At 41.3% G+C, this 23,508-nt stretch carries 21 protein-coding genes and 2 pseudogenes; 14 read left to right on the top strand and 9 right to left on the bottom strand.

The window, feature by feature from the left end; genetic code table 11:
• Positions 1 to 196 precede the first annotated feature (196 nt).
• The gene (locus O9295_RS08705; RefSeq protein ID WP_002733784.1) at positions 197 to 361 is read right to left on the bottom strand and encodes an Asl3888 family RNA-binding protein; all 165 of its coding nucleotides are present in this window, start codon (positions 359 to 361) and stop codon (positions 197 to 199) included.
• Between the two features lie 437 nt (positions 362 to 798).
• On the bottom strand, positions 799 to 1,095 hold the full coding sequence (rbp, locus tag O9295_RS08710; RefSeq protein ID WP_190719018.1) for an RNA-binding regulator: 297 nt from the start codon (positions 1,093 to 1,095) through the stop codon (positions 799 to 801).
• Between the two features lie 241 nt (positions 1,096 to 1,336).
• On the opposite strand from rbp, the gene pheS reads away from it, so the two are divergent.
• From pheS to O9295_RS08725, 3 genes are all read left to right on the top strand, one after another.
• A complete protein-coding gene (gene pheS / locus O9295_RS08715; protein WP_288032686.1) occupies positions 1,337 to 2,341 on the top strand; it encodes a phenylalanine--tRNA ligase subunit alpha in 1,005 nt (334 codons plus the stop codon).
• A gap of 13 nt (positions 2,342 to 2,354) precedes the next feature.
• A complete protein-coding gene (locus O9295_RS08720; RefSeq protein WP_004160866.1) occupies positions 2,355 to 2,699 on the top strand; it encodes a DUF4870 domain-containing protein in 345 nt (114 codons plus the stop codon).
• 74 nt (positions 2,700 to 2,773) lie between these two features.
• Complete coding sequence (locus tag O9295_RS08725; RefSeq protein ID WP_288032687.1) at positions 2,774 to 3,892, top strand: NAD(P)/FAD-dependent oxidoreductase; 1,119 nt, start codon at positions 2,774 to 2,776, stop codon at positions 3,890 to 3,892.
• A 55-nt stretch (positions 3,893 to 3,947) separates the two neighbouring features.
• Here the strand turns inward: O9295_RS08725 and O9295_RS08730 are convergent, their stop codons facing one another.
• Positions 3,948 to 5,774, bottom strand: coding sequence for an RNA/DNA-binding domain-containing protein (locus O9295_RS08730; RefSeq protein WP_288032688.1), 1,827 nt, complete (start codon positions 5,772 to 5,774; stop codon positions 3,948 to 3,950).
• A 219-nt stretch (positions 5,775 to 5,993) separates the two neighbouring features.
• On the opposite strand from O9295_RS08730, the pseudogene O9295_RS08735 reads away from it, so the two are divergent.
• Positions 5,994 to 6,195, top strand: a pseudogene (locus tag O9295_RS08735) (helix-turn-helix domain-containing protein); the annotation flags it as partial.
• Positions 6,194 to 6,601, top strand: coding sequence for a cytidine deaminase (gene cdd / locus O9295_RS08740; RefSeq protein WP_147074371.1), 408 nt, complete (start codon positions 6,194 to 6,196; stop codon positions 6,599 to 6,601). The pseudogene O9295_RS08735 and the gene cdd, both read left to right, overlap by 2 nt.
• A 104-nt stretch (positions 6,602 to 6,705) precedes the next feature.
• Here the strand turns inward: cdd and O9295_RS27335 are convergent, their stop codons facing one another.
• The 3 genes and pseudogenes from O9295_RS27335 to O9295_RS08750 form a co-directional block, all read right to left on the bottom strand.
• On the bottom strand, positions 6,706 to 6,921 hold the full coding sequence (locus O9295_RS27335; RefSeq protein ID WP_353851853.1) for a hypothetical protein: 216 nt from the start codon (positions 6,919 to 6,921) through the stop codon (positions 6,706 to 6,708).
• A gap of 57 nt (positions 6,922 to 6,978) precedes the next feature.
• Positions 6,979 to 7,062: pseudogene (locus tag O9295_RS27785) on the bottom strand (BrnT family toxin); the annotation flags it as partial.
• 227 nt (positions 7,063 to 7,289) lie between these two features.
• Positions 7,290 to 8,555 carry a YcjF family protein gene (locus tag O9295_RS08750; protein ID WP_288032690.1) on the bottom strand — a complete coding sequence of 422 codons (1,266 nt, stop codon included), beginning with the start codon at positions 8,553 to 8,555 and terminating at the stop codon, positions 7,290 to 7,292.
• A gap of 58 nt (positions 8,556 to 8,613) precedes the next feature.
• Between O9295_RS08750 and O9295_RS08755 the strand changes: the two genes are divergently transcribed.
• Together O9295_RS08755 and O9295_RS08760 are read left to right on the top strand one after the other, a co-directional pair.
• Entirely contained in the window at positions 8,614 to 9,789 is a 1,176-nt protein-coding gene (locus O9295_RS08755; RefSeq protein ID WP_288032691.1) for a DUF4336 domain-containing protein, read from the top strand.
• Positions 9,790 to 9,847: 58 nt separating this feature from the next.
• Complete coding sequence (locus O9295_RS08760; protein ID WP_002798015.1) at positions 9,848 to 10,156, top strand: ssr2422 family thylakoid membrane protein; 309 nt, start codon at positions 9,848 to 9,850, stop codon at positions 10,154 to 10,156.
• Between the two features lie 77 nt (positions 10,157 to 10,233).
• Here the strand turns inward: O9295_RS08760 and O9295_RS08765 are convergent, their stop codons facing one another.
• The 3 genes from O9295_RS08765 to rpmB all read right to left on the bottom strand — a co-directional run bounded on the left by O9295_RS08765 (position 10,234) and on the right by rpmB (position 12,227).
• Positions 10,234 to 11,370 (bottom strand): amino acid ABC transporter permease, encoded by a 1,137-nt coding sequence (locus tag O9295_RS08765; protein WP_288032692.1) that lies wholly within the window; start codon positions 11,368 to 11,370, stop codon positions 10,234 to 10,236.
• Positions 11,371 to 11,579: 209 nt separating this feature from the next.
• Positions 11,580 to 11,846 (bottom strand): photosystem I reaction center subunit PsaK, encoded by a 267-nt coding sequence (gene psaK, locus O9295_RS08770; protein ID WP_002760753.1) that lies wholly within the window; start codon positions 11,844 to 11,846, stop codon positions 11,580 to 11,582.
• A 144-nt stretch (positions 11,847 to 11,990) separates the two neighbouring features.
• Positions 11,991 to 12,227, bottom strand: a complete 237-nt coding sequence (gene rpmB / locus O9295_RS08775; RefSeq protein ID WP_002775299.1) for a 50S ribosomal protein L28 — start codon at positions 12,225 to 12,227, stop codon at positions 11,991 to 11,993.
• A gap of 169 nt (positions 12,228 to 12,396) precedes the next feature.
• On the opposite strand from rpmB, the gene O9295_RS08780 reads away from it, so the two are divergent.
• The 7 genes from O9295_RS08780 to O9295_RS08810 all read left to right on the top strand — a co-directional run bounded on the left by O9295_RS08780 (position 12,397) and on the right by O9295_RS08810 (position 23,435).
• Entirely contained in the window at positions 12,397 to 15,612 is a 3,216-nt protein-coding gene (locus O9295_RS08780; RefSeq protein ID WP_288032693.1) for a type ISP restriction/modification enzyme, read from the top strand.
• Between the two features lie 775 nt (positions 15,613 to 16,387).
• Positions 16,388 to 19,204 carry a preprotein translocase subunit SecA gene (gene secA, locus O9295_RS08785; RefSeq protein WP_288032694.1) on the top strand — a complete coding sequence of 939 codons (2,817 nt, stop codon included), beginning with the start codon at positions 16,388 to 16,390 and terminating at the stop codon, positions 19,202 to 19,204.
• Between the two features lie 610 nt (positions 19,205 to 19,814).
• Positions 19,815 to 21,002, top strand: coding sequence for an AAA family ATPase (locus O9295_RS08790; RefSeq protein ID WP_288032695.1), 1,188 nt, complete (start codon positions 19,815 to 19,817; stop codon positions 21,000 to 21,002).
• A gap of 24 nt (positions 21,003 to 21,026) precedes the next feature.
• Positions 21,027 to 21,638 carry a DUF4276 family protein gene (locus O9295_RS08795; RefSeq protein ID WP_052276065.1) on the top strand — a complete coding sequence of 204 codons (612 nt, stop codon included), beginning with the start codon at positions 21,027 to 21,029 and terminating at the stop codon, positions 21,636 to 21,638.
• A 662-nt stretch (positions 21,639 to 22,300) separates the two neighbouring features.
• The gene (gene ispF / locus O9295_RS08800; RefSeq protein WP_288032696.1) at positions 22,301 to 22,780 is read left to right on the top strand and encodes a 2-C-methyl-D-erythritol 2,4-cyclodiphosphate synthase; all 480 of its coding nucleotides are present in this window, start codon (positions 22,301 to 22,303) and stop codon (positions 22,778 to 22,780) included.
• A 41-nt stretch (positions 22,781 to 22,821) separates the two neighbouring features.
• A complete protein-coding gene (gene vapB, locus O9295_RS08805) occupies positions 22,822 to 23,049 on the top strand; it encodes a type II toxin-antitoxin system VapB family antitoxin (RefSeq protein WP_147068831.1) in 228 nt (75 codons plus the stop codon).
• Positions 23,049 to 23,435 carry a type II toxin-antitoxin system VapC family toxin gene (locus O9295_RS08810; protein WP_149987260.1) on the top strand — a complete coding sequence of 129 codons (387 nt, stop codon included), beginning with the start codon at positions 23,049 to 23,051 and terminating at the stop codon, positions 23,433 to 23,435. Before vapB ends, O9295_RS08810 begins: the two co-directional genes overlap by 1 nt.
• Positions 23,436 to 23,508: the final 73 nt, after the last annotated feature.

Below are 23,508 nucleotides of genomic sequence, written 5' to 3' on the forward strand. Positions count from 1 at the left end.
GTAAGACTTTTAGACTTTTTGTCAATCAAAAAGTACCAGTTGTGGGAGAGATAGGGGGAAAATTCAGGGACTTTTTCTCTGAAAATTAGGTAATTGACCAGATGAGAATCGGTAAAACCCTACACCCCACACCCCACACCCTACACCCTGTCCCCACGAAAAACTTTTTGCCGCAGACCCTAACTAAGTCAGCAGATTAGGTATCGGCTGCCCCTTCATTTTCCGAAGATTGTCTTTGATCGCTGGAATAACCGCCTCTACCTCCTCTAGTGGTGGTACGATTAGAGGCAGCCCGGAATTGACGCGCGTAGGCGCGGTTGCGTTCAGCTTTTTCTTTTTTCAAATTACGACGTTTAGCCACAAGAATCTCCTTGGGATATTAGATAGACAAGCGGGGAAACGAGCGCTCGCTCCCCCTATTGACATTGACACTCTCCGCCCTAAAAGTGCGGAGATTCTTGGGCTGAATCCTGCCTCCACTAGCAACGCTAATTTTGGTCTTACGGTTTCATGTCTAGTCCGACTACACCGATAAGGCAAGCACTCTTATGGACTACTCCCCAAGCGTAAATTTCTGTGTGTCCCACAGTATTTAATTGTTTTGCGTTCTTACAGTTTGGACTTAATTGAACACCATGGACTGTTAGAAATTTTGAGATCACGGAGTAGGACGTTTAACCTGTTTCCTCACGTTCTCACGCTCGGAACCACCGACAAACATTCTCGCACAAAGCCGTCCTAAAAGGACGGGGTTTTCAACCCAAATTTCCGATCACCTAGAATGGTTACGGTCGGGGATTAGTAGCGACGCTCCCGATTGCGATCGCCGCCAGCACCGAAGGAAGATCTGGGTTCTTTTTCGCGAGCTTGATTGACTTTTAATTCTCGTCCCATCCATTGAGCGCCGTCAAGAGCGGCAATAGCGGCCGATTCTTGCTCTGGGGTTTCCATTTCCACGAAAGCGAACCCGCGTTTTCTTTTCGTTTCCCGATCCATGGGGAGGTGAACGCGCTTAATTGCACCATATTCCTTAAAAACCTCAACTACGTCGTCTTGGTCAACCTCGAAGGGGAGATTACCAACATAAATTGACATAAAACCTATCCTTGCACAGATAAAAACAACAGATTTGTAGAGAACCAAGATTTCGGGAACTAGCTGAACCAATACTAAACAGAAACGCTTTGACCATTAATACTGACAACGAGCCGCAGTGCCGACTTTTATTCTCGACTTCCATCCTAGCACATAGCTATTAGCTTTGCTCGATTCTGCCTGTCTCGCCACGGGAGCAGATAAACTAGACTAGAATGCTGCCCTATAAAATGCCCTAATTATGAGTTTATCCCCCCATCCGATCGAAACTGCCCTAAAAACCCTGGCAGCGAAAGCGGAAAATTCCATCGAACAAACAACAACCCTAGAAGACTTAGAACAGCTAAGGGTGAATTATCTGGGTAAGAAAGGAGAATTATCGCAGATTTTACGGGAAATGGGCAAATTCACCCCCGAAGAGAGACCGCGCCTCGGTGCGATCGCTAATGAGGTCAAAGAATTAGTACAATCGCTGCTGGAATCCCAGCGAGAAAGTCTCCAGAATGCCCAAATTAAGGCGAAATTAGCGGCGGAAACCCTCGATGTCACCCTACCTGCTCTTAGCCGTCCTTTAGGGCGAATTCACCCCTTAAATAGCACAGTTGATCGCATGATCGATATTTTCGTCGGTCTGGGTTACAGCATCGCCACCGGGCCGCAGGTAGAAACCGATTATTATAATTTTGAGGCTTTAAATATTCCTGCTGACCATCCGGCCCGGGATATGCAGGATACTTTTTTCTTGAGTGATGGTCGTTTATTGCGGACCCATACCTCCCCGGTGCAGATTCGCTACATGGAAAGTCACGAACCCCCGATTCGGATTGTGGCCCCGGGCCGCGTTTATCGTCGCGATACCGTGGATGCAACCCATTCCGCGGTTTTCCATCAAGTGGAATTATTAGCGGTGGACCGGGGATTAACCTTTACGGATTTGAAAGGAACAATTAAAGAATTTCTTAAGCAAATGTTTGGGGCCGATTTACCGGTTAAATTCCGCGCTTCCTACTTCCCTTTTACTGAACCCTCGGCCGAGGTAGATGTGCAGTGGAAAGGCAAATGGTTGGAGGTGATGGGCTGTGGTATGGTGGATCCCAATGTCTTAAAAGCAGTCGGTTATGACCCCCAAATCTATACGGGTTTTGCTGCTGGTTTTGGCGTGGAAAGATTTGCTATGGTATTACATGAGATAGACGATATTCGCCGTTGTTATAATAGCGATATCCGCTTTCTCCGCCAATTTTAGGGGGATAAACCCGATGGTCATGAGTGAAGATTTAACCAAAAAAAGACTCCTATCCGTGGCTTGTCATGCTTCGATCTTTTTGAGTGCTACGCTGGTATCGGTGGGGATTCCCTTAGCTATTTATTTCATTTCTGATGATGGAACGGTGAAGGAAAACGCCAAAGAAGCTTTAAACTTTCACCTGAATATGTGGTTATACTACCTAATTGCCGGGATTCTAATTTGGGTTTTAATCGGTTATTTGCTCCTAGCAATTCTGGGTGTGGTGAACATTGTTCTCCCCATTCTTGCTATCCTGCAAGTCTGGAAAGATGCCTATAAGGTTTTCCGTTATCCTTTTATTTTCCGGGTTCTGTAATTAATTATCGGGGTTGAAACCGGTTCAACCCTTTTTTAGTCCTATTCCCACTAGAAAAATAGCCTCTGGAGTTTATGACTAAAATTGTCATCATCGGTGCGGGGATAGTGGGGGCCACCATTGCCTACGAATTAAGTGCCATCGAAGGATTAGAAATTACCCTCATCGATGAAAAAAAACCAGGACAAGGAGCAACCGGGGCAGCCCTAGGGATTTTAATGGGGATTATCAGCCATAAAACTAAAGGTAGAGCCTGGAAACTGCGGCAAGAAAGTTTAAAACGTTACGAAACTCTCCTTCCTGAGCTAGAATCCCTCACCGGACTGACTATTCCCTGTAACCGTGATGGCATTGTCCTCCTGCGATCGAGTGCCGAAGACGAAGAAAATTGGCGCAAGTTAGCCCAAATCCGCCAAGAACAGGGATATTGTCTAGAAATCTGGGATAAAGAGACTTTAAACCAAAAATGTCCCCAAGTGGCCAGCGATCATCTCCAGGGTGCTATCTATTCTCCCAGGGATCATCAAATTAATCCGGCCCTGCTCACGGAGTCTCTCGTCGCTGCTGCGGCAAGAAGGGGGGTAAAATGTCAATTTGGGGTAAAAGTTGAAAATTTTGGGAAGACAGAGCTTCATGGCTCTAATTTGAGGCAATGCACCCAGGTTTATAGTTCTAATGGTATAGAGGAAACCGACTCTTTGATTCTTTGTGCGGGAATTGGTTCCACTGCTTTAACCGAAACTCTTACCCATCCAGTGGAAATCCGACCGGTTTTAGGGCAAGCTTTACAGATAAAATTGACGCAACCCTTAGAAAGTTCCGATTTTAAGCCGATTTTAACAGGAAATGACCTGCATATTCTGCCTTTGGCTGGATCGGAATACTGGATTGGGGCAACGGTGGAATTTATGGACGAAAAGGGCGAAATTATCGCCGATACTGCCCTATTAGAGCAAGTGTATCAACAGGCGATCGCTTTTTGTCCCTCTTTGGCCGCGGGTGCGATCGTGCGTACTTGGTCCGGTAAGCGACCGCGACCGGAGAAAAAATCCGCTCCCATCATCGAATATTTGCCCGGATACGATAACGTTATTCTGGCCACGGGACACTACCGCAACGGGGTTTTATTGGCCCCCGCTACCGCTAAAATCGTCAGGGAAATGTTAAGTGATAAGTTAGCTATCGATCGCTAAATTAGTGGCTTGCCGATGTAGTCCCCTTAATCTCTCGGATTTGAGGAGCGGGTGTTTACTCATCTTGCGCTGATAGGAAATGCGATCGAGATACTGTTCGATAAGCTTGTTGAGGATGGTTCCTTAGTTGGGGGTGTTTAAGCTCCAGCAATCCCTCATCTATCATCGGGTTGACATAGTGATTACGAATAGTATCAGGTTCTCTTCCGAGCAGTTGAGCTAATGTTCCGAGGGGTAGATATTGTTGGGAGCATAGTTCAAGAATCACTTTTCGTACCGAGTCTTTACTAATGCGGCCTTTTCTGCGTATGGGTTCAGCAATTGCCTCTAACTGTTGGTAATGTTCGGAGCTTGGTGGGTAATGTTCGGAGCTTGGTAATAGAGAAAGTTGCGCTGAAAAATTCTGGTTCGGTAGGGTGTAGCGTGTTCCCCGACACTTACCTGACTGGTGTAACCAGCCATTTTGAACTAAATTACGAAGGCGTTCGCTAATATCTCTGGGATGTTCTGATCGATAACGCTGAATGTCAGTATTACTAATTTCCTCAAACTGATGCGCTAATACTAATATTATCCTATCAAGATCACCTAACTGACGGTAAGCATCCCCGATAATCCTTTTTAATTCCACTTCAACTGCTTCGGGAATAAAACTTGTCATCGGTAAATTAACAGATGTAACTTCTAGGTCAAGTTTTTCCGAAACTAGGGGACTCAACCATTGTTGTTCTTTCCAAGCACGAAGAATTTTCCCAAATCCAGAGCCAGCTTTTTCACCTAATCCGAGCATTTGAAACATTTTTTGTAGATGAGGATTACGAGGATCGCTAGTGCCGCCTTCATAGAGACGCTGTAGGGGAATTCTCAGACGACCGGGATTAGAAAACAGATAGCCATCGATAGATTTTACCACCTTTATAGGCCGTGACGACTGGTGATCGGCGTGGATTAAAGTATTAACTAAAGCCTCTCTTAAAGCTTCATGAACATGGGTTTCATCTTTACGAACGGCATCTTTGTCTAATTGAAAAGGAACATCTAAATTATTAATTAATCTGCCATAAACACGATAATAAGAGTTAAGTAAATTAGCTTCCCATTTACCATCAAGAGTTAAGCGATATGTCCATCTTTTTTCAGGATCATCAGATAATTTTTCCTGATAGTCGAGACTATAATGGGGGAAAGCATCTAAAATACTGCGTTCTCGTCCAAACATGAGTAAACCCGCTACAGTTAATCCTTCTTTGCTAGAATTTCTATCTCGTCGCCATCCTCCTAACTGATGGAGTAATTGTTGATCATTGTATGCTAACCAAGGATGATCGGGTTCGCGATTGCTGAACCGTTGGCGAAATACTTTCAGAGTATCAGGATCAATATCGTTGAGATTAAAATTATCTAAAACTTGAAAATCTTGAGGTTCATTGCTGGCATCGCGAAACATTTGCTCTATTTCCTCCTTATGACAGCGATAATCTCCCTCATAATTTCGCTTATATGTACCAGTCATTGGGTTATTGTTAATATATACAGGACGCTGAGTTCGGGTAGCTCTAGGAATATGAATAATGAGAAGCTGATATTCATTAATCTTTTTTACTTCTACGTCTGAATTAGAACAGATAGATATATTCAGTTTTTGTCGGTTGTTGTGGTTATCCCAAAACTCTTGTTGAAGATTTTTAGGGTTACGCACTCCTGTAATTTCTAATCTAGGTTTTTTTTCGCTAACACCCAAAATAATGTAACCGCCATCGGTATTAGCGAAAGCTGAAAGAGTTTCCCAAATGTCTTTTGGCAAGCCTCCCTCGGCTGATTTAAACTCATATTCTTGGTCTTCTCCAATATCAATTTGCTGCAGTAGTGTGTCAATTTCCATGCTAAAATTCGGCGATAAATTTATGGATGCAGTTTTTGCTGTGAAAATGAGCAACTAGGCTGAGTTCGAGGTCGGCTAAAACTCTGAGACTATCGTCGGCTGAAAGTTCGATGTAGAAGTCATGGTAAAAGATACTTAAACAAAACTGATCTTAAATCGCCAACTCAAAAATGAAACGCACGACTCCTTAAGAGTTGACAGAGAAAGGCTCATGAGGTATTGTCCGCTCAATGCAACAACAAATCCCAAAAACTAAGCCCCCAACATCTTAACATAGAACAAAGAAACTTGCTCTACCAACCTAGTCAAGAGGGAAATTTATCTCAACGGCAAATGGCCGTCTTGCTCGGATGTCATCAAAGCACGACCAAAGCGATAATTAAGAAGTAATCAAAGTTGCCTCGGATGCTATCTAACCGATGACCCTATCTGACCAAGAAAGACAACAACTCTGTGACACTGCTCGGGAAGTGGCGAAACTTTCCTATTCTCCCTATTCCCGTTTTCGGGTGGGGGCAGCGGTCTTGACAGATAAAAAGATTTATGCTGGTACTAATGTAGAGAACGCTAGTTATGGCTTGAGTTTGTGCGCGGAAAGGGCAACTTTAGCGCAAATAATCGCGGCGGGCGATCGAGAAGTACGGGCGATTGCTATAGCCTGTATCGATGGGGTGGACAAGGATGATATTAGTCAGTTAACTCCCTGCGGAGCCTGTCGTCAATGGATAGCCGAATTAGCGCCGCAAGCGGAGATTATTATCTGTGGAACTCAGCAAAATTATCGTTTTAATCTCTCGGATTTACTGCCTTTTTCCTTTCGTTTTTAACTGTGGGTAAAGTATAGGGTTCAAGGTACTACAACAACGGCTAAGATAACTGGTATAAGAGCCATGATCTGACAAAACATTAGTATCTAGTAAATACTTGAGAGTCATAAATGAACATCTCTCCCCGTTGAGTTGTCCCGTAAATTATCAAAAGTATCATCATCAAGACTTGCCAAATCTACCCTTTGCCTAAAATCTTGCAAGGCTGACCAAAAATCATTAACCTCTCTAATTTCTACTAATATCTCTTCATTATCGGGAAAATCAACTTCCTCTAATAACTCAATAATTTTGCCTTTTTTAATTCCTTTAACTAACATAATATCAACTCCTTCTAAATGATCTGTATCGTAGAATTCAACATAGAGAGAATCATCAAAAATAGTTTTTGCTTCCTCAATTGAGACTTCGTGCTTTGATAGATTGCGTTCTGCCTTATTTTTATCCCAGTCAAACTGCATAAAGCCATTATACTGCTACTCACTGAAACTGATGGCACATTTTTGATATGTTTTGTCTATTACTTGAACGGGATATATTCAACTGTATTGAACCATAGATCTGGTTGAGAAGCCCAAGTAAATTTCCAGTGGAGCTAAAGCTGACGAATGTTACTAAAATCTCGCTAACTTGAAGATATGCTACTTGTCTTAGGCTGCTTTATCTCCAACAATTAAGGGGCTAATAACTACATTTTATCTCCCCCCGTGGCGACATTTTTAAATCTTTCTTGGGCAGCAGAAAAAGCCTCTTTCATCACTCTTTGAATCCTCTTAGGATCGGGTTTTTTACCCCCCATTAAATCGCCAAAATAGACACAAGCGCCCTCTCCTAGGGCCCAGGTATAGGCAGCGGACCAAGAAGCGGCGATGACACTGCCAAAACCGGGGATAAATTTCACCAATTCCCGACCGATGGCCTGGGCCAAAAAGCCGCCAGCGATCGCACTGACGACTCCGCCGGCTTGGGATGGGGTTAAGACTTGACCGTATAATTTGCCTAAAACCCCCACCATTGACACTTGTAGGGCAGTTAACACGGGCATAGTCGCTAAGGGTAAGGGAATCGCCGCCAAGGTCGCCGCTATGACGGAAAAGGCTAACATATAGCGTCGGGCCACGTCCCGATAGAGATTGCCTAATTGATTGCTGGTTTCCCGATCTAAAAGTTGGTGGATGGTGTTAGCCTCGGCTTTTGGCAATAAATCGGCTAAATTGTCTCTAAATGCCTCTAAACCGTAAAAAACGGGGTTATAACCGTCTTCCTCTAGGGTGAAATCGATTAGCACAGAATTGTCGTATAAATCCTTAAAAGTTTCTTTGATTTCTTGATAGGCGCGATTGATATCCTCGCAATCGGGAGGATAAGGGGGATGATCGGCGGTATTAGGAGTATAAAGCTGATGAAGGCAGGTGACAGCCAGTAAACAGGGGATTTTAGGGTATTTTTGCCGCAGTTGTTTGGTAATTTCCAGGAGGCTATCGGTGGCAAAATCATTAATTTTTACCGTCACGATAAAAACCTGGGCGCGTCCCGTATTTTCGGCTAAATCTGCTAATAATTCCGCGATTACCCTGTCTGTGTGTTGATAGGCATCCCCTAACCCCACCGTATCGGTAAAAATCAACAGGGGTAAGTCTTCCGCGGGGTAGGTGTAGCGCTGGGTGTTTTGGGTGTGGGGACGGAAACCTTGCCCGACGATTTCCGCCGAAACTCCCGTTATTCCCCGAATAATCGAACTTTTTCCCGTTTGCGGTTTGCCGATTAACAGCGCCTCGGTGGTGGGTAATTCTTGACGGACTTTTTCTAAAATTTCCGCCACTTGACTGTCACTAACACTAAACCACTGGAGGACAGTATTAGTCAACTGGTCGATGGGGAGTCTTTTCATCACTTCCCCCGTGAGACTATTCCAAGTATTGACCAAAGAATCAATGGGCAGTTTATCAGTCATGGGGATTAGAAAGGTTTATGATAACTAAAATAGAGATTTTCAGCCATAGAATCAGACGATGACAAAAGCCGCAATAACTCCGCAAGATTTATCATGGCCTTTTTGGCCAATTGTACCACTTTATCCCTACGGTCAAAGACGGACAATTCGCCAAGAAGTGGTGAAAGATACGCTCTGGACATTTGAGCAATTGCAGGGTATTTTTTATGTGGTCGTGCCGATTCGCATGACGGTAATTAGGTTAGCATCTGGGGGTTTATTTGTTTATGCACCAGTGGCCCCGACTCCTGAATGTATTCGCTTAATGCGTGAGTTGGAAAGTGAACACGGGGAAGTTAAATATATTATTTTGCCGACGATTTCTGGGATTGAACATAAGGTTTTTGTCGGTCCTTTTGCCCGTTATTTTCCTAAGGCTATAGTTTATGTTGCTCCTAATCAATGGAGTTTTCCTCTTAATTTACCTTTGAGTTGGTTGGGTTTACCGGCAAAACGAACAGAAATTTTACCTGCTGACTCGGCAACCACTCCTTTAGGAAAAGATTTTAGTTATGAAATTTTACCCGCAATTGATCTGAATGTGGGATACTTCTCGGAAGTGGCTTTTTTTCATCACTACTCTCAAACTCTGCTGCTGACTGATGGCATTATTTCTATCCCAGAAAATCCTCCCGCTATTTTAGAATTAGACCCCTATCCGCTGCTGTTTCACGCTAAAAATAGTGCTAAGGATCTGGTGGAGGATACTCCAGAAAATCGCCGTCGGGGTTGGCAGAGAATTTGTCTTTTTGCTCTTTATTTTCAACCTCCTGTTTTAGCTGTTCCCAATTGGATTAAGGTCTTTCGAGATGCTTTTACTGCTCAGGAAAGGAGTAAAAAAGCCTATTTTGGTTTATTCCCTTTTCAATGGGGTGATGATTGGCAAAAGACTTTTTTAAATTTGCGTCGAGAGGGGAGGTTAATAGTAGCACCCATTTTGCAAACTTTGATTCTTAATCGCACTACTGACGAGGTTAGTCAATGGGTTGAGCGAATTTGCCAATGGCCGATTAAACAGGTTATTCCTTGTCATTTTGCTAGTCCGATTCAAGCTGATAGTCAAGAGTTTCAGCAGGCTTTTTCTTTCTTGTCAAAAGATTCTTATTTACCTAAAGATGACTTGGAATGTTTAGAAAGTATTGATAGTTTTTTAGTGCGCTGGCGATTGACTCCTCCTCCTGATAAAAAATTGTAATTTATGGCTAAGAACTGCTATAATATAGGCGGTTGTTAGTTGATTGCTAATCAAGGTCATGCAAATTCCCGAAAATCCCAGTAATGATGACATCAGAGCGGCATTGATTCAATTAAGTGATGAAGTTAGTGATTTGCAAGAAAAATTCAGCCAATCACAAGACGCATTCAGTAAGTGGCGAGATGAAATAGGACAAAAAATTGATCGCATAGACTATAAATTTGATGCCTATCAAAAAGGTACAGATGGTATGGTGAGAATGGCTACTACTATCATCATTGCCACCGCTTCTGTGGTGGTTTTATCTAGTCTTAGTCCTGCGGTGACAGCAATTATCACCGCTTTATATTCTGCTAATGCTCATTAATTAATTTATCACTAAATTCTGGTGCGTTACACTACCTTTTGGTGCGATTCGGTGCGTTACGCACTCGCTAACACACCCTATCTTTCCTGAATTTTTACCCGTTTGTTTAATTGATTCATAGTCAAGGAAATCACCAGATTAAAGAATAAATAGGTGGCCATAACTACTATTAACATCTCTAGAGCTTTTCCTGTCTGATTAGCGATGGTACTAGAGATAGCATAAATATCATTATAACCAATAGCGATCGCTAAACTAGAGTTTTTAACCAGGTTTAAACATTCATTAGTTAAAGGAGGAATAATCACTGGCAAAGCTTGGGGAAAAATTACTAATCTCATCACTAATAAAGGTTTTAATCCCAAGGCTTTAGCTGCTTCCCATTGTCCCCGATTAACCGATTGAATCCCTCCCCGTACCGTTTCCGCAATAAAGGCAGCTGTATAAACAGTTAAACCGATTAAGAGGGTGGCAAACTCGGAAGAAAGATGTAAACCGAAGTCAATATTTTGATTAATAAGATTAACTTGGGGACTTTGCCATTCTAAACCCCAGATTAGAGGAATTATAACTAGGATTAGTAGGCTAGTTAGGCATAAACTAAGTTTATTTTTTAGGTATAAAAATACTGAGATAATTATTCCTAAAGCAATGATAGCTAAGGCTAACCATGTCCTGAAACTATTAGCGGGTAAAGGTAAATATACTCCTGAGTTATTTAAAAATACCCTGCCAAAAAACTCTAGAGAGTCCTCAATCTTCGGCAGTTTCAGAAACACAGCAAAATACCAGAAAAATAATTGTAATAATAGAGGAGTATTGCGAATAGTTTCCACATAAATTGTTGCCAACTGACGAATTAACCAATTATCCGACAAGCGACCTAACCCGATGACTATTCCCAGACTAATCGCCAAAAATATGCCAGTAATCATAATGCGGAGGGAATTAACTAATCCCACCAAAAGAGCGCGAAAATAGGTATCGGTGGGACTGTAGGCAATAGGAGAGTCACCAATAGCAAAAGAGGCTGGTCGGTCGGGATCAAAGAGAAAGCCAAAGCCAAAACTTAAGCGTAAGCGTTGGAAATTAATCACTAAATTGCGTCCAAAAAACCAGAAAATTAGGCAGACAATTAGCAGGATAATTACCTGTAGAAAAATCTTCTGAAATCGCTCATCGTACCAAAAAGAATTTTTTTGAGGTAAAGTCATATTTATTATAAGTAAGTGGTTCTAATTAAATCCCCCCTATATCCCCCCTTGATCCCCCTTGATAAGGTAGGGTTGATTCATGAATCAACCCTACCCTTGATAACGGGGGTGTCTGATAATTTTTAACACCTACCTACTTATATAGTCCAGAATTTTTAACAAAAGAAATCGGTGACTTTTGGCCACCGATTGAGAAAATCAAAACATATTTAGATAACTCCGAGACGGGAGAGACCGAGGATGACACCGGCACCGAGGACATGACCAAAACTGGTAGTACCTAGTAAAGCGCCTAATCCCATACCACCGAATAAAGCGGGGGAAGGTAAAGCAGGACCGACATTTTGTTGTTGAATAGTCGCTTTACCGAAAGCAATAGCGAGAATATTGCAGATAATCATGACAATCGCCACTTTGGGACTCCATTCGCTGGAACCTTGTACGGCGGTGGCGGCCATTAATAGGGTTGAATACATTGAAATTCTCCTGAACAGGTCGTTTTAAGTTTTTAATCTTAAAGGTAGTTTTCACCCCACATCACGCCCTGTTGCAATACTTAATAATCAAAAGCACAGGAGTCAACGATACGGCCGATTCGTCTCCACTTTTGAACTACTCGCTTAGTACAAATTCAAGTTTAAGCCTACTTCTTTAGCGAAGACGGCTAATCCTTTCTTTTCAATGGTTTTGATAGCTTTGGTGGAGATGCGTAGTTTTACCCAACGGTTGCCTTCCGACCACCAGACTCTTTTCCATTGTAGGTTAGCTTCTTGTAATTTTTTGGTGCGACGGTGGGAGTGGGACACCGCATAGGCGTTATTGGCCTTTTTCCCCGTCATAGTACAGACTCTAGACATAATTTACTCCTGTGCGATCGATGTTTGTCAATAGTCAACCTTTCTAGTTTAACTCAAATCTCGCCAGAAGTCCCCTTAAACGGGTATAACTTGAGCAGCAATTGAGAACATTGGGTGCAAATGAGGTTATATTTTATCTATAGAAGAACGTTTGTATGTCGCAACGATAATGAGTAACTCACTGCCAAAATATCTAGAGGAAATCACAGGCATTTATCAACAGGGTAACGCCACAGAACACAGTTATCGTCCTGCTTTAAAAAAATTAATTGAATCCCTAAATAATAACCTACAAGCTCTCAATGAACCCAAAAGGATTGCTTGTGGCGCTCCAGATTTTGTGATTAATCAGGGTATAGTAGAAATTGGCCATCTGGAAGCAAAAGATATCGGAACTTCTCTCAAAAAGGTTGAAAATACTCCCCAAATAAAACGTTATTTACAGGCTTTGGGTAATTTAATTATCACCGATCATTTAGAATTTCGTTGGTATGTATCGGGAGAATTGCGTCTATCAGCGTCCGTGGCAACTCTTAATCAAAAAAAGCAAATTAAACCTGATTCCCAGGGTATTTTACAAGTAGAACAATTGTTCTGTCAATTTTTCCTCTCAAAAGTTATTCAGATAACAACACCGCGAGAATTAGCGAAAAAAATGGCCGCTTTAGCGCAGTTAATTCGAGATGCAATCGGCCAAGCTTTAAAAGATCAAGATTGCGGGGGAATGTTGCGGCAACAATTGCAATCTTTTCAACGAGTTTTAATTAGTGATCTCAATGAAGCGCAGTTCGCCGATATGTATGCACAAACAATCTGTTATGGTTTATTCGCAGCACGCTGTAATACGGATCAAATAAGTTCTTTTTCCAGGGAAACGGCGGGATTTCGACTACCGAAAACTAACCCTTTTTTGCGGGGAATTTTTCATCAAATTGCTGGTACAGAATTAGATGAGCGGATTACTTGGGCCGTGGATACTCTAGCCACTATTTTACAACAAACGGACATGGAGGGGATTCTTAGCAGCTTTGGAAAACGCACGCGCAAGCAGGATCCTGTAGTTCACTTTTATGAGACTTTTTTAGCCGAATACGATAGTAAAATGCGTGAGTCTAGGGGGGTTTATTATACCCCTGAACCCGTGGTTTCTTACATGGTTCGCAGTGTGGACTATATTCTAAAAAATAAGTTTCAGATTCCTAAAGGTTTGGCCGATGCTAAAAAAATTACGATTAAAAATCCTAATAATAGCCAAGAAACTCAGGAAGTTCACCAAGTTTTAATCCTCGATCCTGCTGTGGGAACTGGCACTTTTTTACACTCGGTTATCGACCATATCTATGATAGTTTTCGTCAACAGAAAGGGATGTGGTCTAGTTATGTCAGTAAACATTTATTACCCCGTCTTTTTGGGTTTGAATTACTGATGGCTCCCTACACCGTAGCACACATGAAATTAGGTTTACAACTTCAGGAATTAGGCTATGATTTTAGTGCCGATGAACGCTTGGGAATCTATCTCACCAACACCCTACAGGAAGCTTTTCAAATTCCCCCTGCTGATGGTTTTTTAAATCGTATTCGCGATGAAGCAGAGTCAGCGCAAGGTGTTAAGCAAGAACATCCTGTTATGGTGATTATTGGTAATCCTCCCTACTCTGGACATTCCGTAAATACAGGAGAATGGATTAAGGAATTATTGAAGGGAAAAGATATTATTTCTGGAGAAAAAACTGCTAGTTATTTTGAAGTAGATGAGCAACCTTTAGGCGAAAAAAATCCCAAATGGTTAAATGATGATTATGTCAAATTTATTCGCTTTAGTCAATGGCGCATCGAGAAAACTGGTTACGGAATTTTAGCTTTTGTTACTAATCATGGTTATTTGGATAACCCAACTTTTCGGGGAATGCGTCAAAGTTTATTAAAAACTTTTGATGATATTTATATTCTCGATTTACACGGCAACAGTAAGAAAAAAGAAATCTGTCCCGACGGTTCACCCGATCAAAATGTGTTTGATATTCAGCAAGGTGTAGCTATTGGTATTTTTATTAAATATCACAATAGTTCTTCAAATTTAGCTAAAGTTTATCATGCTGATTTATGGGGCAAAAGAGAGATGATTGAGAATCAAGTTATTGTCGGTGGTAAGTATCATTGGTTAGATGAAAATGATCTTTGTTCTACTTCTTGGCAAGAATTACAACCTGATTCTCCTTTTTATCTATTTAAACCTCAGAATATTAATCTGCGATCGGAATACGATCAATTTTGGAAGATTACTGAAATTATGCCAATTAATAGTGTTGGTATCGTCACAGCTAGAGATAGTTTAACAATTCAATGGAGTGAAAAAGAAATTTGGGATATAATCAATGATTTTGTCAATCTCAGTCCAGAAGAAGCTAGAATTAAGTATAATTTAGGTAAAGATTCTCAAGATTGGAAGATAGATTTAGCACAGAAAGATGTTAAGCAATCAAATTTATCTAAAGATAACCTCTTACCCATTTCATATAGACCTTTTGATCAAAGATATACCTATTATACAGGTAATTCAGGTGGGTTTCACTGTAGAGCAAGAATTGATACTATGCGTCACCTAAAAGAAAATAATTTAGGATTTCATATATGCAGACAAATAGTCAGTGAAACTTGGCAACATATTTTAATTACTAATCAGCTTACAGACGATTCCTATGTTTCAAACAAAAGTAGAGAAAGAGGATACACTATGCCATTATATTGTTATCCTGAAACTCAGGCAGAGAAAGACATGGGAATGTCTCGCCGTCCCAATCTAGCGCCAGAATTTATTAAGGAACTTTCGGCAAAACTTGAATTAGAATTTATCAATGATGGCAAAGGAGACGAAAAGAAAACCTTTGGACCAGAAGACATTTTTAACTATATCTATACCGTCTTTCACTCTCCCCAATATCGCCAACGTTACGCCGAATTTTTAAAAATAGACTTTCCTCGTGTTCCTCTCACCAGTAATCAAGAATTATTCTGGGAATTAGTCAAAAAAGGTGACAGATTAGTGCAGTTACACCTAATGAAAGCAACGGGAAAAGAAATTAGTAGCTATCCCGTGGCGGGTTCTAATCTAGTCGAACAGGTGAAATATGACGAAAATAAACAACAAATTTCGATTAATTCTGACCAGTATTTTGCGGGGATTCCGCCCCAAATTTGGAACTTTTATATCGGCGGTTATCAAGTGTGTCAGAAGTGGCTAAAAGACCGCAAAGGTCGCCACCTTAGCTACGATGACCTAGAACATTATCAACAAATTATCTCCATTTTGGGAGAATCGATCGCAATTATGGAAACTATAGATATAATTATCAATAAATATGGTGGTTTCCCCTTTAGTTAAGCCACCGGTGAGAGAAGATTAATACTAAATCCGTTGACTATAGGCTACATATCAGGACAGGTAAAAGGGAGAATAAATAATCAGTACAGGTGCAAGATTTTGAGAGAATCGTGCTTCAAAACCTTGGGTTTTCATCGGCCCGCGTCCTGTAGGGGCGAAGCATTCGGGCAATAACCTATCGGTGAAACCGGAGATTTTCTATCCGAATGCTTCGCCCGTACTTTTTGCCGCAAACCCTAGATTGATATTTTATCGCAGGTTTCAACCACAGATAAAGCGTATTCTAGGTTATATTTATTAGGGTTTATCTTCCTTTTTTGTTGCGGTTGCCTTTTAAATTTATATTGAAATGTCTCAAAAATTTTGGCGTTGTCAAATTGAAAGATGCTCCGAATCAGCACCGGAACTGAAATTACTTTGATAGGAAAGATTACATGGCATCTTGACAATTAGTGTTTAATGAACGAATAGTGCCGATAGTTGGGCTTAAGTGGGGAACAAGACTTGCCCTGAGCCAAGTCGAAGGGGTCGCTCGATTTAGCAGTGGAATTAGCCCTACAATCGGCGTAGGGCTAATTCATGAATTAGCCCTACAATCGGCGTTGTCAAATTGAAAGATGCTCCGAATCAGTTGGGAGCATTGCATCTTTCCTCTTCTGAATCTGACAACGCCGTCCCTTTTCACCGATAAATGATTCTCCACTCCCAACCAGAGTGATACAATTGTTAACACCACAGACCAAGAGCCAATCGAAGCAAGAGAATAAAAACTGCTATGTTAAAAGCCCTACTCGGAGACCCCAACGCCCGCAAAATTAAAAAATTTCAGCCCCTCGTCACCGAAATCAACCTGCTGGAAGAGGATATTAAAAACCTGTCCGATGAGGAATTAAGGAGCAAAACCAGCGAATTTAAGGAAAGATTAGACAAAGCAAGAAATTATGACGAAAGAGAGGAGATTCTCGAGGAAATCCTCCCCGAAGCTTTCGCCATTGTCCGGGAAGCGGGAATCCGAGTCTTAGGGATGCGTCACTTTGACGTGCAGTTATTGGGGGGAATGGTACTGCACAAAGGACAAATCGCCGAGATGAAAACCGGGGAAGGAAAAACCCTAGTTGCCACACTCCCCGCTTATTTGAATGGATTGACCGGAAAAGGGGTTCACGTCGTCACCGTTAACGATTATCTCGCCCGTCGTGACGCGGAATGGATGGGGCAGGTACACCGCTTTTTAGGGTTAAGTGTGGGACTAATTCAATCCGGCATGAGTCCGGAAGAAAGAAAGAAAAATTATGCCTGTGACATCACCTACACCACTAACAGCGAACTCGGCTTCGATTATCTGCGCGATAACATGGCCACAGTGATGGGGGAAGTTGTCCAAAGACCCTTTAACTACTGCGTTATCGACGAAGTGGACTCCATTCTTATTGATGAAGCGAGAACCCCATTAATTATATCAGGAGCGATTGATCGACCCACAGAAAAATATATTCTCGCCGCCGAAATCGCCAAACAATTAGTGCGCCAAGAAGTAGAAGACGGACCGGGAGACTACGAAGTTAACGAAAAAGACCGTAACGTTTTAATGACCGATGAAGGCTTTAAAAGAGCGGAAGAACTATTAGAAGTTACTGATTTATACGACCAAGAAAATCCCTGGGCGCACTATATTTCTAACGCTATTCGTGCCAAAGAACTCCAGAAAAAAGACGTTAACTATATCGTCCGCAGTGGTGAAATTGTTATCGTTGATGAGTTCACGGGACGGGTATTACCGGGGCGACGTTGGGGCGATGGTTTACATCAGGCAGTGGAGGCTAAGGAAGGGGTGGAAATTCAACAGGAAACCCAAACCTTAGCCACGATTACCTATCAAAACTTTTTCCTACTCTATCCGAAATTATCTGGCATGACCGGGACGGCTAAAACCGAAGAAACGGAACTAGAAAAAGTCTATAACCTGCAAGTAACAATTATTCCCACTAATCGCGTTTCTCGTCGGCAAGATTTAGCCGATGTCGTCTATAAAAATGAACAGGCAAAATGGAACGCCGTCGCTGAAGAATGTCAACAAATGCACGAACAGGGTCGCCCGGTTTTAGTCGGTACCACCAGTGTGGAAAAATCGGAAGTGCTTTCGCTTTTATTACAGGGAAGGAATATTCCCCATAACTTACTTAATGCCCGTCCGGAAAACGTGGAAAGGGAATCAGAAATCGTCGCCCAAGCAGGCCGGGCCGGAGCCGTAACTATTGCTACGAATATGGCGGGACGGGGAACCGATATCATCCTCGGTGGTAACTCCGATTATATGGCACGATTGAAAATTCGCGAGTATTTAATGCCCAAATTAGTTATGCCCGAGGATGACAATTTGGCCTTTAGTTTACCCAGTTTAGGAGAACGCAATCGCCCGCAAGGATTCGCCCCGGGTAAGAAGAAAAAAAACTGGCGCGCCTCGGCGGAAATTTTTCCCACCGAGTTACCGAAAGAGGTAGAAAATGCCCTGAAAGAAGCGGTTAAATTTGCCGTTGATACCCACGGAACTCAAAGTTTACCCGAATTAGAAGTAGAAGAAAAAATCGCTATCGCAGCCGAAAAAGCCCCCACGGATGACCCGGTTATTCAAAAGTTACGGGAAGTCTATAAATTAATTCGCAAAAGTTATGAAGATTACACAGGCAAAGAACACGATGAGGTAGTAGAAAGGGGCGGACTGCACGTTATCGGGACGGAACGCCACGAATCCCGCCGTATTGACAACCAATTGCGAGGCAGGGCGGGCAGACAGGGCGACCCCGGTTCCACACGCTTCTTTTTAAGCCTAGAAGATAATTTATTGCGGATTTTTGGGGGCGACCGCGTGGCTGGTTTAATGGATGCCTTCCGGGTGGAAGAAGATATGCCCATTGAGTCGGGAATGTTAACTCGTTCCCTGGAAGGCGCGCAAAGAAAAGTGGAAACCTTCTATTATGATGCCCGGAAACAGGTGTTTGAATACGACGAGGTGATGAATAATCAACGGCGCGCTATTTATGCCGAACGTCGTCGGGTTTTGGAGGGGATGGACTTAAAAGAACAGGTGCTGCAATACGCCGAAAAAACCATGGATGAAATCGTCATGGCTTATATTAATCCCGAACTGCCGGCGGAAGAATGGGATTTAGAAAAACTGATTAGTAAATCTCAGGAATTCGTCTATCTCTTGGCAGATATTACCGCTAAAGATATCGAGGAGATGAGTGTTAATGATATCAAGATGTTCCTACACGAAGAAGTTCGCAAAGCCTACGAAATTAAAGAACGTCAAGTGGATAGTATTCGTCCCGGTTTAATGCGCGATGCCGAACGTTATTTTATCCTGCAACAAATCGATATGTTATGGCGCGAACACCTGCAAGCTATGGAAGCTTTACGCGAGTCGATTGGTTTACGCGGTTACGGTCAAAAAGACCCCCTAATTGAGTATAAACAGGAAGGCTACGAGATGTTTTTAGAAATGATGATTGATATCCGTCGTAACGTGGTTTATTCCCTGTTCCAATTCCAACCGCAAGGACAACCCCAAGCAGTGGCTAGTGAACAGTAAAAACTAAAAGTTGGCTGAAATTGGGGAGAATTGGCTAAGGCTGATTCTCTCATTTTTTTCTACCGAGAAATCAGTCCCCCACAATCCACACTAGGACAAAAATTATCAGTCCGATTACTCCATAGGACAACAACGACCCCAAAAAATTGATGATTTGTATGGGAAAATGAATCAAAACTTGGTAAGTAAAATCCGTAACTGCCAGCAAGGCAGTGAAAAATATAATCACAAGTGTTATCATACTTAATATCTTCTCAATTTGATAGAATAAATGGCTATCCTTTGCGGTAATCGGCAGTGGATAGTCAGAAGTTAGGAGATTATCCCCAAGAAAAAACTCGGAGTGCGGTAGAATCGGGAGAGCGTTGGGTTTCATGCTTCAACCGTTCGGCAAAAGCTCACGGCCGAAGCCCAACCTACGTTCTTGTTAAATAAGATTTAGTATAACTCGATCGCTGTTAAAATTGCGGTAGAATCAGGAGAGCTAATTTGCTATAACCAGTCCAGAAGAGCGAGATTACTAAAAATTGACCAGTTTTTTGCGGGAACTGGGAAAATTAACAGCTAATCTGGGACAAGACGAGCTAAAAGCAGCAGAGAGCAACAATCAATGTCTAAAAACTCTATACCTCGAATCGAAAATCTGCGCGTACAAAATTACCGAGCTTTACAGGACTTAGAATTAAAAAGCATTGCTCCTTTAACCGTTTTTCTCGGTCCTAATGGGAGCGGAAAATCTACCATATTTGATGTCTTTGCTTTCCTCTCTGAATGTTTTACTGTTGGTTTAAAAAAAGCTTGGGACAGACGGGGAAGATTTAAAGAATTAAGAACCAGAGGACAAGAAGGTTACATCATTATCGAATTAAAATATCGAGAAAAATTGGCATCACCTTTAATTACCTATCATTTGGCTATTAATGAAGCTAACAATCGCCCTTATGTTGCCGAAGAATGGTTACAGTGGAGACAAGGAGCGAGGGGCAAACCTTATCGCTTTTTAAACTTTAAAGAAGGGGAAGGAATAGTGATTAGTGGAGAAAATCCCCAAGAAGAAGATGAACGAATTTATGAACGATTAGACTCCCCAGAATTTTTAGCTGTTAGTACCCTCGGACAATTGGCCAAACATCCCCGGGTTAGTGCTTTGCGTCGTTTTATCACAAGTTGGTATCTTTCCTACTTAACCGCAGATAATACTCGCACTCAACCAGAAGCAGGAGCGCAAGAAAGATTATCGCCAACTGGTGACAATTTACCTAATGTTATTCAATATTTAAAAGAAGATCATCCTCAACGATTAGAATCTATTTTACAAACCCTTTCTCGTCGAATTCCTAGATTAGAAAAAGTCGAAGCATCTATTATGCCGAATGGACAGCTTTTACTTCAAATTAAAGACGCACCTTTTCAAGAGCCAATTCTTTCCAAATTTGCCTCCGATGGCACTTTAAAAATGTTGGCTTATTTAACTATATTATACGATCCAAGCCCTCCGCAAGTACTGGGAATAGAAGAACCAGAAAATCATCTTCATCCCCGTTTATTACCTGAATTAGCAGAAGAATGTCGGGCAGCGACCGCAAGTACACAATTAATGGTAACAACTCATTCTCCCTTTTTTGTAGATGGTTTGAAACCAGATGAGGTTTGGGTACTTTATCGAGATGAAAATGGTTTTACTCAAGCTAAACGTACTTCAGCAATGCAAGGAGTTAAGGAATTTATTCAAAATGGTGCTTTGTTGGGTCAATTATGGATGGAGGACTATTTTGATGTGGGTAATCCTAGCATTTAAGTTTAATAGCAAAGGAGGGAAAAAGTGCATATTGAATTTTTAGTTGAAGAATTTTCTACCCAAGAATGTTTAAATCGAATTTTACCTAAAATATTATTTGAGAATGTCACCTATAAAATTCATGCCTTTCGAGGTAAATCCGATTTAATCAAAAAACTACCGGAGCGATTAAAAGGCTATCAATGCTGGATACCCGATGATTATCGAATCATTATTCTTGTAGATAGAGACAATGAAGATTGTCAAATGCTCAAAGAAAAGTTAGAAAATATTGCCCAACAAACAGGACTGATCACCAAAACGATTAGTGAAGATAAAAAAACATTTCAGGTGTTAAATAGAATTGCTATAGAAGAACTAGAAGCTTGGTTTTTTGGTGATATTCAGGCTATAGTCTCAGCCTATCCCAAAGTTTCTACTAATGTGGGACAGCAAGCAAAATACAGAAAACCCGATGAAATTACGGGCGGAACTTGGGAAAACTTAGAAAAGATACTTCAAAAGGCTGGGTATCATCGAGGAGGTTTAGAAAAAGTGAAAGCAGCCCGAGAAATTTCTCAATTTATGACTCCTGCTCATAATTGTTCTCCTAGTTTTCAGATTTTTTATCAAGGTTTATTGGCGATGATTAGCTAAGGATATTTAGGAAAGTAAATGATGAAACTGCTAGATCACTGTCAAGGATAAATCGATTTTTAACTGTTGAATAAATTGTTGCATAATTGTTCAAAATTCGGTGTTTAACTATAGCGTTTCCTAAGCTAGTAAGGTACACCTATTTTTCTTCCCTTTTGCATGAGTGCCTAAAACCCATAACTTTTGTACCTCAGCAGACTGAAAAACGCTATAAATCTTATTGAAAAAGAACGTAGGTTGGTTTGAAGCATGAAACCCAACCCTCTCCTGATTCTACCGCAATTTTAACAGCGATCGAGTTATACTATAGCGTTTCCTAAGCTAGTGAGGTACACCTATTTTTCTTCCCTTTTGCCTTCTGCCTCTTGCCTTTTGCCTAAAACCCATAACTTTTGTACCTCAGCAGACTGAAAAACGCTATAAATCTTATTTAACAAGTATAGAGTGGCAAGTGGGAAGTGGGTTTTTAAAGTTGGATTGGCAGTTAATGATACTATCAAAAATCAATTTAGTATAAGCTTTCATTGTATTGGGAAAAACTTCAGCAGAATAGTTCATCCTTCCTAGCTAATTAACTAATAAGGACAAGTTAGGGAAATCTTTTCCCTAACTTGTTCCCTTTTGCGATAAGATAATTAATATAACTTCAAGGAGACTGCTCTATGAATATTCGTATTGGTAACGGCTACGATATCCACCGATTGGTAACAGGAAGACCTTTAATTTTAGGAGGAGTAGAAATTGCCCATACTGTGGGTTTATTGGGTCATAGTGATGCCGATGTCTTAACCCACGCTATTATGGATGCCATGCTGGGGGCGCTTAGTTTAGGCGATATCGGTCATTATTTTCCCCCCACAGACCCGCAATGGCAAGGGGCGAATAGTTTAAAATTATTAGAGCAAGTTAATCAATTAATTATCGATAAAGGTTGGCATATTAATAATATTGATTCGGTAATTGTCGCCGAAAAACCGAAAATGAAATCCCACCTTATTGCGATGCGAACCAAGTTAGCAGAAACTCTCAATATTAATCCGGAACAGGTGGGAATTAAAGCCACTACTAACGAACAATTGGGACCGGTAGGACGAGAAGAAGGTATCGCAGTTTATGCCGTGGTTTTATTGGTTAAGGAATAAGTAATTAGTAAGAATTCGCTTAGATTAAGTATCCCAAACCTATGAATATAGACACAAAAATCTTAGAAACTGTCGAAGCAATGCCAGAGTTCTTAAAAATAGAGCTGCTTCACTATGCTGAATATTTGATGGCCAATTATCAATCAGATGTTATTATAGAGAAACCTTCTCTTAGGAAACGTCGTTCAGGAATTTTACAAGGTACATTTAGCTTACCTTTGTCCGATGACTTTGATCAGTCTTTGGAAGATTTTCAGGAATATATGTGATGACATCTTTTCTTCTGGACACCCATACTTTCATCTGGTTAACTGAAAACGATTCTAACTTGCCTAATAATCTTCGGGAGGAAATAGATTTTGCTCCTGAAGTTTATGTCAGTATTGTTAGTCTCTGGGAAATTGCGATTAAGTTAAATTTAGGTAAGTTGGCCCTACAAAAAAGTTATGAAACCATTGAAACTAAACTAGAAGCATCAGATATAACCTTACTATCTATATCATTTTCTGATACTCTAAAAATTTGTACTTTACCCTTGCATCACCGGGATCCATTTGATAGAATGCTAATTGCTCAATCTCTAAACAGATCGCTAATTCTAATTAGTAAAGATACTAAATTTGATGCTTATAATGTACCAAGAAAATGGAGATAATACCCCGTCTGGCTCAATTCTATTCAAGATGAGAGCAAGATAAATTTACTCATGACCCATAGATTTCTAACAT

The sequence above is a fragment of the Microcystis sp. LE18-22.4A genome, from assembly GCF_027531105.1.
Lineage (GTDB): Bacteria > Cyanobacteriota > Cyanobacteriia > Cyanobacteriales > Microcystaceae > Microcystis > Microcystis aeruginosa.

What these genes read in the sequence shown, in the direction of transcription:
- rbp (WP_190719018.1), bottom strand. Translation starts at nt 1,095, where the DNA reads ATGTCAATTTATGTTGGTAATCTCCCCTTCGAGGTTGACCAAGACGAC.
- pheS (WP_288032686.1), top strand. Translation starts at nt 1,337, where the DNA reads ATGAGTTTATCCCCCCATCCGATCGAAACTGCCCTAAAAACCCTGGCA.
- O9295_RS08720 (WP_004160866.1), top strand. Translation starts at nt 2,355, where the DNA reads ATGGTCATGAGTGAAGATTTAACCAAAAAAAGACTCCTATCCGTGGCT.
- O9295_RS08725 (WP_288032687.1), top strand. Translation starts at nt 2,774, where the DNA reads ATGACTAAAATTGTCATCATCGGTGCGGGGATAGTGGGGGCCACCATT.
- O9295_RS08730 (WP_288032688.1), bottom strand. Translation starts at nt 5,774, where the DNA reads ATGGAAATTGACACACTACTGCAGCAAATTGATATTGGAGAAGACCAA.
- cdd (WP_147074371.1), top strand. Translation starts at nt 6,194, where the DNA reads ATGACCCTATCTGACCAAGAAAGACAACAACTCTGTGACACTGCTCGG.
- O9295_RS27335 (WP_353851853.1), bottom strand. Translation starts at nt 6,921, where the DNA reads ATGTTAGTTAAAGGAATTAAAAAAGGCAAAATTATTGAGTTATTAGAG.
- O9295_RS08750 (WP_288032690.1), bottom strand. Translation starts at nt 8,555, where the DNA reads ATGACTGATAAACTGCCCATTGATTCTTTGGTCAATACTTGGAATAGT.
- O9295_RS08755 (WP_288032691.1), top strand. Translation starts at nt 8,614, where the DNA reads ATGACAAAAGCCGCAATAACTCCGCAAGATTTATCATGGCCTTTTTGG.
- O9295_RS08760 (WP_002798015.1), top strand. Translation starts at nt 9,848, where the DNA reads ATGCAAATTCCCGAAAATCCCAGTAATGATGACATCAGAGCGGCATTG.
- O9295_RS08765 (WP_288032692.1), bottom strand. Translation starts at nt 11,370, where the DNA reads ATGACTTTACCTCAAAAAAATTCTTTTTGGTACGATGAGCGATTTCAG.
- psaK (WP_002760753.1), bottom strand. Translation starts at nt 11,846, where the DNA reads ATGTATTCAACCCTATTAATGGCCGCCACCGCCGTACAAGGTTCCAGC.
- rpmB (WP_002775299.1), bottom strand. Translation starts at nt 12,227, where the DNA reads ATGTCTAGAGTCTGTACTATGACGGGGAAAAAGGCCAATAACGCCTAT.
- O9295_RS08780 (WP_288032693.1), top strand. Translation starts at nt 12,397, where the DNA reads ATGAGTAACTCACTGCCAAAATATCTAGAGGAAATCACAGGCATTTAT.
- secA (WP_288032694.1), top strand. Translation starts at nt 16,388, where the DNA reads ATGTTAAAAGCCCTACTCGGAGACCCCAACGCCCGCAAAATTAAAAAA.
- O9295_RS08790 (WP_288032695.1), top strand. Translation starts at nt 19,815, where the DNA reads ATGTCTAAAAACTCTATACCTCGAATCGAAAATCTGCGCGTACAAAAT.
- ispF (WP_288032696.1), top strand. Translation starts at nt 22,301, where the DNA reads ATGAATATTCGTATTGGTAACGGCTACGATATCCACCGATTGGTAACA.
- vapB (WP_147068831.1), top strand. Translation starts at nt 22,822, where the DNA reads ATGAATATAGACACAAAAATCTTAGAAACTGTCGAAGCAATGCCAGAG.
- O9295_RS08810 (WP_149987260.1), top strand. Translation starts at nt 23,049, where the DNA reads ATGACATCTTTTCTTCTGGACACCCATACTTTCATCTGGTTAACTGAA.